12 protein-coding genes and 3 pseudogenes are annotated in these 14,811 nt (G+C 43.3%); 5 read left to right on the top strand and 10 right to left on the bottom strand.

Translation table 11 applies throughout. The features are described from left to right. Window positions 1–114 precede the first annotated feature (114 nt). Together AC1HDP_RS03685 and AC1HDP_RS03680 are read right to left on the bottom strand one after the other, a co-directional pair. On the bottom strand, window positions 115–960 hold the full coding sequence (locus tag AC1HDP_RS03685; protein ID WP_479637706.1) for a hypothetical protein: 846 nt from the start codon (window positions 958–960) through the stop codon (window positions 115–117). A 302-nt stretch (window positions 961–1,262) separates the two neighbouring features. Next, window positions 1,263–1,445, bottom strand: a pseudogene (locus tag AC1HDP_RS03680) (IS5/IS1182 family transposase); the annotation flags it as partial. 240 nt (window positions 1,446–1,685) lie between these two features. Here AC1HDP_RS03680 and AC1HDP_RS03675 point away from each other — a divergent pair. From AC1HDP_RS03675 to tnpC, 3 genes and pseudogenes are all read left to right on the top strand, one after another. Next, a complete protein-coding gene (locus AC1HDP_RS03675; protein ID WP_479637705.1) occupies window positions 1,686–1,871 on the top strand; it encodes a hypothetical protein in 186 nt (61 codons plus the stop codon). Then, window positions 1,868–2,218 (top strand): annotated as a pseudogene (gene tnpB, locus AC1HDP_RS03670) (IS66 family insertion sequence element accessory protein TnpB). Before AC1HDP_RS03675 ends, tnpB begins: the two are co-directional and overlap by 4 nt. 80 nt (window positions 2,219–2,298) lie before the next feature. Further along, a pseudogene (tnpC, locus tag AC1HDP_RS03665) lies at window positions 2,299–3,756 on the top strand (IS66 family transposase). Window positions 3,757–3,988: 232 nt separating this feature from the next. Here the strand turns inward: tnpC and AC1HDP_RS03660 are convergent. After that, entirely contained in the window at window positions 3,989–5,041 is a 1,053-nt protein-coding gene (locus AC1HDP_RS03660; protein ID WP_479637704.1) for a GGDEF domain-containing protein, read from the bottom strand. Between the two features lie 75 nt (window positions 5,042–5,116). Continuing rightward, complete coding sequence (locus tag AC1HDP_RS03655; RefSeq protein ID WP_479637703.1) at window positions 5,117–6,730, bottom strand: phosphoethanolamine transferase; 1,614 nt, start codon at window positions 6,728–6,730, stop codon at window positions 5,117–5,119. Between the two features lie 313 nt (window positions 6,731–7,043). Here AC1HDP_RS03655 and AC1HDP_RS03650 point away from each other — a divergent pair, with 313 nt between their 5' ends. Beyond that, the gene (locus AC1HDP_RS03650; protein ID WP_479637702.1) at window positions 7,044–7,721 is read left to right on the top strand and encodes a tRNA/rRNA methyltransferase; all 678 of its coding nucleotides are present in this window, start codon (window positions 7,044–7,046) and stop codon (window positions 7,719–7,721) included. Between the two features lie 123 nt (window positions 7,722–7,844). Here AC1HDP_RS03650 and AC1HDP_RS03645 read toward each other — a convergent pair whose 3' ends face one another. The 3 genes from AC1HDP_RS03645 to AC1HDP_RS03635 form a co-directional block, all read right to left on the bottom strand. After that, complete coding sequence (locus AC1HDP_RS03645) at window positions 7,845–8,543, bottom strand: SDR family oxidoreductase (RefSeq protein ID WP_479637701.1); 699 nt, start codon at window positions 8,541–8,543, stop codon at window positions 7,845–7,847. 59 nt (window positions 8,544–8,602) lie between these two features. After that, a complete protein-coding gene (locus tag AC1HDP_RS03640; protein ID WP_479637700.1) occupies window positions 8,603–8,950 on the bottom strand; it encodes a hypothetical protein in 348 nt (115 codons plus the stop codon). 85 nt (window positions 8,951–9,035) lie between these two features. Beyond that, window positions 9,036–9,527, bottom strand: a complete 492-nt coding sequence (locus AC1HDP_RS03635) for a hypothetical protein (RefSeq protein WP_479637699.1) — start codon at window positions 9,525–9,527, stop codon at window positions 9,036–9,038. Between the two features lie 232 nt (window positions 9,528–9,759). On the opposite strand from AC1HDP_RS03635, the gene AC1HDP_RS03630 reads away from it, so the two are divergent. Further along, on the top strand, window positions 9,760–10,404 hold the full coding sequence (locus AC1HDP_RS03630) for a hypothetical protein (protein ID WP_479637698.1): 645 nt from the start codon (window positions 9,760–9,762) through the stop codon (window positions 10,402–10,404). A 57-nt stretch (window positions 10,405–10,461) separates the two neighbouring features. On the opposite strand, the gene AC1HDP_RS03625 is transcribed toward AC1HDP_RS03630, so the two are convergent. Genes AC1HDP_RS03625 through AC1HDP_RS03615 form a run of 3 tightly spaced genes read right to left on the bottom strand, consistent with a single transcriptional unit; the run spans window position 10,462 to window position 14,722 of the window. After that, window positions 10,462–11,169: a 3'-5' exonuclease gene (locus tag AC1HDP_RS03625; protein WP_479637697.1), complete on the bottom strand. Its 708-nt coding sequence runs from the start codon at window positions 11,167–11,169 to the stop codon at window positions 10,462–10,464. Between the two features lie 2 nt (window positions 11,170–11,171). After that, window positions 11,172–13,052: a putative nucleotidyltransferase substrate binding domain-containing protein gene (locus AC1HDP_RS03620; RefSeq protein ID WP_479637696.1), complete on the bottom strand. Its 1,881-nt coding sequence runs from the start codon at window positions 13,050–13,052 to the stop codon at window positions 11,172–11,174. A 2-nt stretch (window positions 13,053–13,054) separates the two neighbouring features. Further along, window positions 13,055–14,722 (bottom strand): BCCT family transporter, encoded by a 1,668-nt coding sequence (locus tag AC1HDP_RS03615; protein WP_479639817.1) that lies wholly within the window; start codon window positions 14,720–14,722, stop codon window positions 13,055–13,057. Between the last annotated feature and the right edge of the window lie 89 nt (window positions 14,723–14,811).

The following is a 14,811-nucleotide window of genomic DNA, read 5'->3' as shown; positions in this document are numbered from 1 at the left end:
TGCAACCTGCAATTCCAGCGCACTTCTTAAGCCTGTCCTATCTTTCTCTCAATTAGGATCACTTATTTAGAGCAATACTACATTGAAACATATATTTTTTATGTCTAGGTATATCTATCCGCAGGTTACGTATGCAGTAACAACGTAACATTCATCAGTTCCGCTCCCAATAGGGCAATCAACAGGTTTACTTGATTGAGTTACAATACAAAAATCACCAGTTTGTGCCTTAATTCTGTGCAGTGCACCAATGGTAGATGTATACTTCGAAGCACCTTGAATGCTTATTGTTTTTGGATTTTTGTCTATGCTAGTTAAAAGTTTTGCGTCGTGATTTTCTGTATTATAGTCATATAACTTTATAGTGTTTGTCTCTGTATCTAAGTAGGCGATGACAATAGTGGGTCCTTCATCGAAAACACCCTCTAATAAGGCTGATATTCCAAAGAATGTTGATGTTAAATTCGCGACTGTTCCGAGCGCGTCTATTGCTTTGTCTGCTTTGGAATCCCATTGTGGCTTATTCAATTCTGTTATAAATATAGGTCTTGAGGAATTACCATACTGGTCTTTAAACATTCCTTTTATAAGTGAGTTGGAAAATTTCTCAATGCTATCTCTGACAACTAGGACATGTGTTGAGGTCCCTGCATTTGGTATATTCTTGCCAGTGTAATTTATAGAGCTTATAGAGAAACGTTTTACAGATGAAAGAAAATCATTTTTTAAAATGAATTGAACATTATAAGAATACTCAACATTATCACCAGCATAAACTGTCTTTGATCCATATTTATAATATTGGCTACATTTGCGATTATGTTCGTATGCATCAAACTTGCTTTCACAAAATTCACGCTCGGAGTCCAAAATTCCATCTTCAGGAGTAGGTGGGAAAAGAGAGGCGTTGGAGTTAAAGCAAATAGCACTTAATAAAACTAAAAAAAATACTTTTTTCATAATGTCATCCAATTAATATTTAAATTTTATTATATCGACCTACGCTATAATGTGTCCGACACAAATACTACAATGCTGTTAACTTTACCGCAACACCGTTAGCTTTACTGCAACACCTCAACTTGCTCAGGGCGGGATCGCACTTTGTTAACTAAGGAAACTGCGATTAAGTAGCCTCCACCTTCCGAGTTCATGCCCAAGAGCAATTTTTCGACGTGCTGGTGATCAATTCTCCAAATTTCAGCCAAAAAATCAGCTTTATGCTGCTGATTTAGAACTCTTTTCAGGCCAATTCCCAAATTTTAGGTAGATCTCGCCTGTGCTCGTATCATTTGGTCGACACGCACAAGGTTAGCCAGAGTGAATAACATCGCCAATTGACTGTCGTTTTTAGCGAGTCCCTTGTACCTAGCTTTAACAAAGCTGAACTGACACTTGATGATCCGAAATGGATGTTAAACCTTGGCTCTGATACTGGCTTTCAGTAACCGTCCAGCGGACCACACCTCGCATCGTTAATCTGATTATTTGAAAATATCTGTTCATTGATAAATTTGGAGCAGGTGATGACAACTCACAAAACAAGTCAGCAGTGGCGACAGTTACTTTTATAACGCAATACTTTTAGTGGCACTAATATCGAATTTTGCTAGCAACATAATGTCTCGATTACCACCTATTATAAACAGCGCGCTTTACTGGGTAAGCAACAGTACCAGCCAAGCGTGCCAGAGCAAACGTCTATCGCCACTCAATCACGCTTTATACAACTAAAACAAACCACGACTGAAGTCTGCGCGCAAACTCATCAACATCCTGTGCTGTTTGATACGCGAACCGGCCAACTCACTCTTCCAGCTGATTTAGCAACAATGGATATCGTTACCATCATTAAGGGGCTAATGGCATGAAGATGTTTGTTGATGTGCCTTCCGTCTATTTATGTGCAGATGCTGTCGATTTTCGTAAATCAATTAACGGTTTGGCGGCTTTAGTCGAAGCAGAGCTAGAGCCGCCAGTCCTTAATGGTGCACTATTTGTGTTTTGCAATAACGGCCGCGACAAACTCAAATGACTTTATTGGGATAACACCGACTTTGCGCTGTGGTATAAGCGATTAGACAAGCATAAGTTCAAATGGCTCAAACTCATGTCACCTACCATGACATTAACCGAGCAGCAATTACATGGGTTATTAGGGGGTTATGATGTCATTGGCCGCAGCACAATTGATGTGACGGGTAAGCAATTACTTTAATTTGCACGATCGATTGATGATCATCAAATCAAGGTCAATTAGCACTACAAAGCCTTTCGTTATGCCTTAACATAGGCGTCATGAAAAATGAACTCGCCCTTAAACAGCGTATTGCTGAGCTTGAAAAGCTGTGGGCACTGAAGGATGCACAAATCGCAGCCTTGGAAGAGCGCTGCCGCTTAGCTCAACAAAAACAATTCGGCAAAAGTGCTGAAGGCTTTGTTGGGCAAGGCGAGTTATTTAATGAAGTAGAAGAGATTGTTGAAGCCATTGAGGCTTAGCAACAAACCATTAGCTATACCCGCCAAAAGCCACTGCCAAAAGACTTACCCCGTGAGCAAGTTATCCACGATATCGAAGATAAATTGTGTGATTGCTGTGGCAGTGAGTTACATAAAATGGGCGAGGATAAATCAGAAAAGCTTGAGTTTATTCCAGCGCAAATCAAAGTGATTGAGCACATTATGCCTAAATACGCTTGCCGTCACTGTGATAAATCCTCCACTCAAACGCCGATTAAACAAGCTTCAATGCCAGCGATGCCAATCAATAAAGGCATGGCGACAAGCAGTTTACTCAGTCAGCTTATCACCAGTAAATACCAATTCGGGTTACCGCTTTATCGCCAGGAAGCGATGTTTAAGCAATATGGCATTGAGCTCAGTCGCCAGACAATGAGCAGCTGGATAGACAAATCAGCCACACTCTTCGCATCATTAGTTGAACGGCTTAAAACAGCGTTGTTAAAACAGCCCACGTTGTTTGCTGATGAAACGCCATTAAAAGTGGTGAAATCCGATAAAGTAAACAGCTACATATGGGTCTATTGCTCAGGTCGAGATTCACCAGCCCCGAATAATTCTATCCCTAATATTCTGCTTTACGACTTCCATAATAGTCGTGCAGCCGCCTGCGTGGTCAATTACCTTGATGGATATCAAGGCTACTTGCACGTAGATGGTTATCAAGCTTATGAAAAAACACAGGCAACCTTAGTGGGATGCTGGGCTCATGCTAGGCGAAAATTTATTGAAGCAAAAAAGCTGCAAGGCAAAAACAAAACCGGCAAAGCGGATGTGATATTGAGTTTTATCCAGAAATTGTACGATGTAGAGTCACGCATCAAAGATAAAAGTACTGATGAAAAGTACATTGCCAGACAAGAGGCTAGCCTGCCTATTTTTAGCAAGCTAAAAGCATGGCTTGAGCAAAACCAGCCAAATTTAGTGGGTAATACCAAACTGATAGAGGCAGCTAATCAATGGCACAAACTCATTCGTTATGCTGATGATGGCAGATTGAGTATTGATAATAATCGTGCTGAGCGAGCAGTAAAACCGTTTGTGATTGGCCGAAAAAATTGGTTATTCCGTCAGACAGCTAATGGGGCTAATGCCAGCGCCACGCTTTACAGCATTGTCGAAACCGCAAAAGTCCATGGCTTAATGCCATTTGATTACATCATGACTTGTCTTAATGAACTGTGCCAACCAGCACCGGATATCGATAGCCTGTTACCTTGGAATTTTAAAAGATAGGTGTAGTTGCCCAGAAGCTTACGTTTTTCATATCGATAATCCTCATTCACTGGAAAACAATCACGAGCGGTAGCTGACCTTGATTTGGTCGAAATTACGTTAGATAAAATGCCCAAACCTTTTGATGTCATTATGGCGTGGCACCCAAGAAGCAACGATGACCCACTCCAACAGTGGGTCATCGCTAAATTACAAGAGTGTGGTTGATTGCTGCTGACAGCGTGAATGAGTATCAGCGACTCACTTTCTTGGCTTTCATTTCGCCTCTTACGCAATTGCGACCGGAATGCTTGGCTTGATAGAGGGCTTGATCGGCGCGGGCAAAACAGGCGTCGTTATCATCGCTAATATCAGCTTGAGATACGCCGATAGACACAGTCACATGTCCGATAGATTCCCTATCTTTACCGACACTTAAGGCTTTGGCGCTGATACGTTGACACAAACTTTCAGCCACAATTAACGCCGATTTATAATCGGTATTGGCCAAGATAACCGCAAACTCTTCACCGCCAAAGCGGCTAACAAAATCTTCGCCCCTAACGGCTGACTTAAGCATTTTTGCAATATAAGACAACACCTTATCGCCCACTTGATGACCATAACTGTCGTTGATTTTCTTAAAAAAATCCACATCTATGACTAGCATAGAGAAATTAACGCCATGCTTTTTATGATTATTTAGGCACATAGCCATATGGCTTTCAAGGGCACGGCGATTATGTAAGGAGGTTAATGCATCGGTGAGGCTCGCTTGTTCTAAGTGGCTCATTTCTGATTTGAGTGACGACACTTCCTCACGCATCTCAGTCAAATTGGCCTGCAAAGTAGCATTGGCAGTCACGACTTCATTGACATGGCCTAACAGCTCAGTGACCATGTCATTGACTGACTCAACTGAGGCGGCCGCTTGCATTTTTTCGCTGTATTTAGTCAGCACCTGACCGAAATGACGATTGCCCGAATAGGCCTTAGTGATGGACTGCATCAAGGCCGTGAGGATTTGCTCGGTGACTTCATGGGTTTTGACTAAAGCGTCGGTAGGATGTTCTTCAATAAACTGCTGAAACAGTCTGTTATTAATCTCTTCGGTAAAAGTGAGGTCATTATTGACATAATGATTCACCGCAGTAATTAGCTCGCGGTTTTTACCAGAAAAATATTCATACCAAACCGCATAATTTCTTGGGGTAATTGGAATGCTGAGGCTGGTCATTTGCGGTATCACCTGTCGCAACAGTGTGGTCGCATTATCATTATTATTGGCAATAGCATTCAGTGGCATGTTCAAGTCCTGTTGATCAATTCATCCCTGCTAGGCAAGCATGACCCCATGCTTGCCTTAGTTAAATCTTAGTTGTTACTGCCGACATACCGCAAGCATATCTTGTGCGGGTTGATAGACCTCACTGCTGATATTAAATAACCCTAACAGAGTATCAAACAGATTGTCATGAGAAAAATGACCTGTTTTAGCTTGCTCTTCTATACAGGCTAACGATAAATGATTCTGCTGCAAAAATGCCTTGGAAAACCAAGTTAGCAAGGGAATATGGGTTTGCTCTTTAGGCGCCACCGCATAAGGGGTGCCATGTAAATATAAGCCCATTTTTCCAAGGGATTCACCGTGATCAGATAAGTACAGCATGGCGGTGTCGTAACCTTTAACGGTTTCAAGCCGTTTGATCACTTCACTTAAAATGTAATCGGTATACACCAAGGTATTATCATAGGTATTGACCAAGGCTTCATGCTCACAATTCTGAATATCACTGCGCTGGCAGTCTGGGGTGAAATGGCGCTGCGCCTCAGGGTAGCGCTGATAATAGGTTGGCCCGTGGCTACCCATGATATGTAAAACTATCAAAGTATTATTATCTGTGAGTTCAGTTAAGGCGTTATCGAGGGCAATGACTAACACTTGATCAAGACAACTGGTGCCATTACATAAGGCAGGATCGCTATCCAGCGTAATAGTCACACGCTTAACTCGGCTACATACGCCCTTGCAACCACTGTCGTTATCCATCCACAGCACATTGACGCCAGCATGCTCTAATACATCAATCACATTGTCCTGGGCTTTGGCTTTACGGGCGTTGTATTGCTCGCGGTTAAAGCGCGAGAACATGCAAGGTAAAGATACCGCCGTTGCTGTGCCGCAAGAGCTGACATCGGCAAACACTTGTAATGGGTATTTGGCGGTATATGGGTTAGTGTTTTTGCTGTAACCGTAATAGGCAGAGTTTTGCGCTCTGGCAGTTTCGCCGACCACCAGCACCATTAAATTCGGCGTCGCTTTAGTCGAAGTTACTTTGGCATCGACACCGAGTTGGGTGTAAGGCAAAGGCGTTTCGATATAAGTACGATTGATATACTTAGCGAGTGAGCCAATAAAGTAAGTTGGTACCACTAAACGCTTAATTTCATCGTTATTGCGACCAAAGGCCAGGTAACTTTTCATAAAGCACGCCGCAATTAAGCCAATAATCACCAGCAAACTCAGCATAAATATTGCTCTGTGCTTGACCGCAGTTTTAATGGGTTGAACAGTAAATTTAAGCTTCCAAATTAGATAGGCAGGTAACACTCCCGATAACGCAAAAGCTAACAAAGATGCCAGATTAAAGTACATAGATGCTTCAGCAGGATTGGTCTGAAAAATGTTTTCCATCATGCCGTAATCAAACACTACCCCTAATTTCCAGCCAGCAAAAAAGACGATGGAGGATAATAAGGTTAACGGAATAAAGATGATTTTAAGTAAAGGTCTAGGACTCACTAGGCTAAAAATAAAGGCGAGCACCGCCCATAAAAAAATAGGTAAAGACACTACAAAGAGCAGGCTAAATTGGCCTTGTTTTTCTAAGCCGTGTTGGACAAATATCCACAATGGCAGATTAAATACGGCGACATAATATAAGGCAAGAATCACCAAAAAACGTACTGGGGTTATTGTTGTTATTTTCGACAAGAGTCACTCCAAGACCAAACTTTAAATGTTAATAATTTGAAACAGTTGAAATCTAGCGCAATTGACTAGGCTAATCAATGAAATCTGGTTAGATATTAATCTTGTAAAACAAGTTTAATATCAAGCTATGCTATTGATAATCTTCAAGGTCAACATGCGTACAATTGAGTTGTAAAGCTATCTTAGGCATCACACTGTCTCTATTTGAAACTTCTCTTTATCCAGCGGCAAAAATCCGTAAAATGCAGTCCTTACCCTTGTTAGCCATAACAAGCCAACTGCCTTGTTACACCTATTTTCGGAAATTTAATCTATGGATCTTGCAATTGTGTTAGTCGAACCAGCGAGGGCTGGCAATATTGGTGCCGCGGCTCGTGCGATAAAAACCATGGGATTCTCACGATTAATCATTATCAATTCTGAGCAGCATTTAGCTCCCGAAGCTCAGTGGTTAGCCCATGGCGCTCAAGACATACTCGAAAGTATTGAAGTAGCCCCAAGTTTAGAATCCATTCGTGCTGAATTTGATTTATTAATAGCAACAACTGCAAGAGAGCGCGGCCAAAGCCGAACCTATTTAACCCCAGAGCAATTGGCCAGCGAGCTTGAGCTATTTCCTACCGCCTCGGCCGCTTTAGTTTTTGGCCGCGAATCATCGGGCTTAACCAATCAAGAGTTGCAATTGTGTGATCGCTTCTCCTACGTACCGCTTGCCAATGATTATCCATCACTTAATTTAGCCCAAGCGGTAATGGTCTATAGCTACGCCCTATCACAAGTTAACCGCATGATAGGATTGCAAAGTGTTGAAGCCTCACAAGGCTCACTGCAAGCTTTAAAGCAGAAAGGTGAATTGTTACTGGATAAGCTAACCGTGACTGAGCAAGATAAATTGCATCCGTGGTTACTTGATCATCTCAGCAGTTTAGGTCAGCGCGATGTCAATATGGCGCACCAGTTACTCAATGACTTGCTAAAGAAGATAAATTAACCGCTAAGGGTTTATCTCATTGAAATTAGACTAAAAATGGCATAAAAAAAGGCCCTAGCATTGGGCCTATTTTAGTATCTAATCACTAGCAATGAGTGCAGAAGCTGCGCAGCGAATACAGGTCTACCAAGGTAACGGCTGGCCTTGATAATCAAAGAAGCGGCCATTCATGTCAGCATGATACCCATCAAGCACTTGCTTTAAGCCTTGAGCAGATTCTTCTACCGCAATCAGCGCATTCGGCCCGCCCATATCGGTTTGCACCCAACCTGGATGCAAGGCAATGGATGCAATATTGGCATGTTGCAAATCAATGGCTTGGCTTTTAACCACCGCATTTAATGCCGCTTTTGATGATCGGTACAGATAACCACCACCTGAACTATTGTCCGCTATGCTGCCCATTTTTGATGACATGTTGGCAATAATGGCGCCCTTTGCGGCGGTTAAATGCGACAAAAATGCTTCAGCCATTTTTTGCGCCGCGATAACATTAACCGCAAATAGCTCTTGCCAAAGATCCGCATCGGTATGGCCAAAACTAACGTTATCCGGCCCATAAATGCCCGCATTATTAATGAGCACATTAACAGGGCTTTGAATATCCTTGGCTAATTGTGCAATCGCGCCATGACATTTCACATCAAGCTCAACAATTTCTAGAGGATAGTCTTGTGCCAACTGCAACAGTGACGCCGCGCGCTCTGGTGAACGACAAGCCGCTGTGACTTGCCAGCCAGCTCGCAAATAAAGGCGTACTAAACCTAACCCTATGCCTCGATTTGCACCTGTGATCAGCAAATGCCGTATTGGAGCTACCATATTATCCCTTAGCAGGAAAAAGAGTTGATTTTGAACTAATACAGCTATAAATCAAGTAATTACTGCCTAGCTAAATATTGATTAATTAACTTTGATAAGCGTTCATGCAGTTTTTCTTCAAAATAATCGATTTCATACTGATGTAACTCAAGGTAACGCTCGGCTTGGGCGGAAGTTAATACTTTATTGTTGAGTAAATATTGTAATTCAGGCAATGATTTATCATACCTTGGCGTAAATTGCCACAGTGCAATGTTTGAGCTCATTTGTGGAATGGCACGATTGGCTAGCAAACAAAACTCTTCAATATGATCAATACCATTAGGGCCTAAACAACCGGGTTCAACGCGACACAATACTGACAACGGTCCTTGATTTTGATCTTGCGGTAGCACATTGGCTGACATAGTTAACTCCTTGTTTAAGTTGCCTGGGGCGCAGCTAAAATCCTCAACTACTCATAAAGTATAAACAGCTAATTGGCATCTGCCATTAATCAAGTTCAAGAGTATTAACTTCTACCGATAACAAATTATCGATAGCATCATCAAAACTATCAAACTGATAGCTCACCATATAGCTTTTAAGCTTTTCGATAATATCTTTACTGACTTCAATATGCCCTTTCTTCTGGCGCTTTTTAATCTGTGATAATTCGCGGCGCACCATTCGCCAACCAAGATCGCTAAAGTATTGATTCAGTAATAAGTTAACTTGCTCTAACGCGGCATGTTGCTGCTCATCGCCTTGGCGTCTGAGTTCGAGTAACGATTTCATCAACTCATTCAAGTTGGCAAACAGAGGTAAGCCACTTAATGATTGCTCATTGGTTAACGTAAATTCAAACCATTCTGGCTTACGACGATAATAGTCTTTGGTCATGTAGCGATACATTAACGGCAAGGCAAATGGGATTTCATCCCAAAGCACTAATAATAACTTTCGACCTGCCTTTGGCGCTTCGCCGTGATACTGCCAATCCATATTCACCTTTGTATGGTTATACCATTTAACGCTGGATTATGTTCTACTTAGCTGGTCTAAGCAAGTTTGTATTTGAAATCCTTACGTTTTTATAAGCTCGCTTCATTAATTTTAAGACAAGCTTGCTCTGCGCTGCTATTTATACGTAAAGGTTTATGCTTAGATAGATAAGATCAAATTGATACCAGTCCCACAACCACTTTTGCCGCCCGCGCAAATAACAGGAAAAACTATGCAGCTTGCACGCTCCAACAACGCCATCCGCTTTATTTTGCCTTTGCTGGTGGTCATGGTGCTGTTTTCAGCCTTGTTCTATTTAGTGGGCTGGCATAAAAACCGCCAAGTGATCTTGCTTGAATATCAGCAACTCTTTAATAGCACATATCAAATTCTCTCTGAAGAGCAAAAGATTGCGGCTTTACCTAATGGCACTGGCACCATAACGCAACAGGGACAGGAATATAGTTTCTATTTAGGAAACCCAACGCCATTGTCGTTATTGACGGCCATGAATATTCCTATGAATGGCTTAAGCAAAAATAGCGATGGCTCGCTGAGCTGCGGCGATTTAACCCAAGCGAATGAAGTGTGTTTTATTCCACTGGCCGATAGCATGACCTTGGCCTTAGCTGGCACTGGTCCCCATGCGCATGCAGTGATTTTTCCGACAGAAATGAAAGATAATGCCTGGTGGCAAGAATGTATGTTGATTTACGCCCAAACCAATATTGAAGCCCCTATCACCACCAATACAACCACCACAAATATATCCACCAATATTGAAGCTAAGGTGGATGCGACTTCAGCGGCGGCTTTACAGCCCAAAACTAATGAACCGCTCACCTTTGCTACGACTATTTACGATCATGGCTGTTAATGGTCTACGCCCGCAACATACCAAATCTGCAGGGTGCACAATCAACATAAAAAACCATTAACACCAGAGAGTGCTAATGACATTGTTAGGCTGATAATGCCAAGCCACTTGCGCTTGAAACAGTTCTGCCGTGGCTAAAGCATCGGTTAAGGCATGATGCTGCTGATACCTAGGTAAGTGATAACGCTCGCGGCTATCCATTAAGCGCAATGACACTCTATTGTTCGTCTGCCAAAAACGCCACCAGCAAGGCGCCGGCGGTGGATTAATTAAGGCTTCAAGTTCCATAGTATCAATCACAGGGAAACGCACGCCCTCACCTAAACGCAGCTGCAGCGCTTGGTCTAAGAACTCCCTTTCTATGCTGCGATAATGCACCACCACAATTTTGGATTGAATGGCTTGCAGTACTTCAGCATAAATATCTTGTAAATCAGGAGCATTGCCGATTTCATTATGGGTAATGCCATGCACTATCACTGACTCATGATCTAAAGGCACTTGTGGTTTAAGTAACCAGTGCTGCGCCTTTGCTAATGCGATACCGCGTAAAGTAAAGGGTACTAAGCCAATGCTAACAATATCATCCTTACTGGGGGAGAGCCCTGTGGTTTCAAAATCCATGGCCACAAAATCCACATCGGCTAAATGACTGCTACTTGGCACGCATCCCGCGGCAAAAAAATCACCAATGGGCAGATGTTCTGTTTGCATCGCGCGCGCTTGGTAATACTCATCCCAACTACTGGCTACCTTAATAGTCATAGTTAAAGACTTCGATTGGGCTGATAGCGAAACTTTAAGAACTTTTGCGCGTGAGATAATACTTGAAAGGCATCCTTCAAGGTGCGGCGCTCAAATTCTGACAAGTTATCTGGCAACACATCATTATTTAACTCTTCACCGCTGCGAATGGCTAACGCTTGTTGGCGAATTCTCACCAGTGAAATGCATTCCATTGCCGCGCGTAAATCCTCTCCTCGCCCTTTGGGTAAAATACCGGCGCTAATAATGTCATCTAAGCGATCAAACGAGTTTTGTGCGCGCGAGCCAACGGCTAATGCATGCACGCGAATAAGATCGGCTAAAGGCGCAGTGCCACGGCGTTTAAGATTAATAATATTGCGATGGCGACCATCTTGCTCCATTACAAATCCCCTAAAAAATCCTAACGGCGGGGTGCGATTTAAGGCGTTATACGCCATAGCCGCCAAAAAGCGATTATTGCGTTTCGCCCGGCGGCTAATCACGCTATTAAGCTCATCGACCCAATCTTGCCTGCCGTACACGCAATCTAGGTCAAAAAAGATATTGGCATCTAACAACGAGGCATGGCTTGGGTTATCTATCCACAGACAAAAGCGACTTTCCCATTGTGCTAAAGTCATTTGCCATTGGGGATTGGTGGCCATAATACCGCCGCGGCAATAACTAAAGCCGCATTGACTCATGCCATCACTCACAAATTGTGCCAATTGATTAAAATAGAGACGTTCAGAATCACTAATATCATCGGCCAGAATTATCGCATGATCTTGATCTGTCGCAGGTAACTGTTCATCACGCGCCATAGAACCTAAGATCATAAATGCAAACGGCGCCGGGGCGCTGCCATGCTCTTGCTCAAATAAATCAATCAATTTTTGTATGACGTTGCGCCCAATCACCGCCATGGCGCTACCTATCATGTGTGAATTGGCAGCTTGTTCCACTAAGCGGCTAAAACACTCCAGCATGAGTGGCCGCATTTCAGCTAACTCATCGCGGCTTTGCCGCTGCCAAATAGATTGCACCAGTAACAAGCTTGACTGCGACTCGTAACGCACTAAATCCGACATAGCCAAAATGCCTATGGTGCGCCGCGCTTTCACTATGGGTAAATACTTGAGCTTATATTTCAGCATGATCATCATGGCTTCAAACACATAAGCGTTACTATCTACTTGCACAAGTCCTGTGGTCATTATGGTGTCAACCGCAAGGCTTGAGTCTATGCCAGCAGCCACCACCTGAGTTCTAAAGTCTTTATCTGTGATCATGCCAATCACTTGGTCATCATTATCGGCATCACTGATCGGTTTATCAGGATCGGTTATCAATAAACACGACACATCTTGCGCCGCCATTAATTGCGCGGCGCAGGTGATGGAATCCGTGCGGGTTAAGGTCATTAATTCACGCGTGATTAAGCTTTTTACCTTAACACCGGTAAAACTATTTTCTTCAAATTTAGACACCGCCTGCTGCAAGCGTATTCGACTTTCTATCTCAACAAAACTAGCAAATTCAGCGTCATGCTTAAGTAACCAGTCAAACATGCCAGCATCAATGCAATAGAGTAAGCAGTCTTCTTTCGCTGTTGCCGGCATTTTTACCCTATGGTTGAGTAATAAGCCCTTTTGCCCAAAAATATCACCACTGGCGAGCCTATGCTGCAACTTGCCGCTATTGCGATACAGCTCAACCACGCCTGAGCGCACCATGTATAAATGGTGAATTTCTTGGTCAAGCTCAAGGATCACTGAACTTTGGCGATGATATTGCACTTCTACATGCTGAGATATTTCAGCAATAATTTCGGTAGATAAATGATCAAACGGGGCAAACTGGCAGATAAAATCTGCAACTTCAGCGATTTCAACAGTCACGGTTATGTCCTAACCTTGGGCAGTTTAGATGTAGGAGGTGTTATTTTTGTTATCTCTTGCGGTGGCCGAGGCTCACTCATTAATCCCTTGATAAGAGATACGCAAGCGACCAGTAATACCAAAGCAAAAGGTAAGCCCGCTGATACTGTCATGGCCTGTAATCCCGCCAGACCGCCACCTAAAATTAAGGCGATGGCGACTAAGCCCTGAAAACTGCACCAAAATACCCGCTGCGCTCGCGGCGCATCCGTTTTGCCACCTGCCGCTATGGTATCTATCACTAGCGAACCTGAATCTGCGGACGTCACAAAGAAAATCACCACTAAAATAATGGCAATAACAGAGGTGATATTGGCTAACGGCAAGGCATCTAACATGGTAAAGAGCTGAAGCGGCAATTCAGCGCTCACTAAGCGCTTAACATCATGATTAACCACTAAATCAATGGCAGTATTACCAAAGACCGTCATCCACAATACACAAGCACTTGATGGGATAAGCAAGACGCAGGTGACAAACTCCCTAACGCTGCGACCACGCGATACCCGCGCAATAAACATGGCGACAAAAGGCGACCAAGAGATCCACCACGCCCAATAAAAGGCAGTCCAGCTATGGATAAAACCTAAATCATCACGCGCAAATGGCATGGATAAGTCAGGTAAATAGGTTAAATACGCGCCTAAGTTTTCAAAGAAACCTGTGGCTATGGCAAGGGTTGGCCCCACAGCAATGACGAACACTAATAATAAGGCGGCCAGACCCATGTTAATCTCAGATAAACGCTTAACGCCGGCGTTTAATCCAGCCCACACGGATGCCAGAGCTAAGCCAGTGATTAAAAACACTAATACAATTTGTGTTTTTACCCCAAGCGGCACATCAAACAAATAATGTAAGCCCGCGGCGACTTGTGAGGCGCCAAAGCCAAGGGATGTTGCCAGTCCAAATAAAGTCGCGACTACCGCAAGAATATCTATGATGTGCCCAGGCCAGCCCCACACTCGCTCGCCGAGCAAAGGGTAAAAAATTGAGCGAATGGTAAGAGGTAAGCCTTTGTTAAAGCTGAAAATAGCCAAACTTAAGCCGAGCATGGAATAAATGGCCCAAGGATGTAAGCCCCAGTGCAAAATGGTGGCGGCCATGGCTAACTGTTGCGCTTGTTGGCTATCGCCCAACGCGCCCGCTAACGGCGCAATATCAGTTCTTACGCCTGCGCTAATTGTTTGCCCCGCCGCTACAGCACTATTAAAGTGACTGATAGGTTCAGCCACGCCAAAAAACATTAAGCCTATGCCCATGCCCGCGGCGAATAACATACAAAACCAGGTTAAGTAGCCATAATCTGGCATAGCTTCAGTGCCGCCAATGCGCACTCGCCCTAATGGCGACAAGATAAGGCCTAAACAGACCAGTAAGATGATGTTGGCGGTTGAGAGAAAGAACCAATCTAAATTCGAGGTGATCCACTGCCGTATAAAGGTAAACCCTGGCTCAACGGTGGACTGGAATACTAAGGTGATGATAACCACTACTAAACTTAACAAGGCGGAGATGATAAAAACACGATTGTGAAAATCTAAACCGAAAGGACCCACTGTGAGTGCGATATTATCTTGACCAATACGGTAGTCCGTATCTATGGGATTAACGTCACCATCCGGTGACATGATTTCTTCAAGACTCTTATCTGACAAAAATAACTCCTTTAGAAAAGACAATCGCCATAGCGACTGTCATTATCAAAAAGGTAGGTTAC

It is taken from the genome of Shewanella sp. ISS20, from assembly GCF_056522965.1.
Note: the sequence above shows the minus strand (reverse complement) of the source record. Positions and strands in the feature narration are given on the sequence as shown.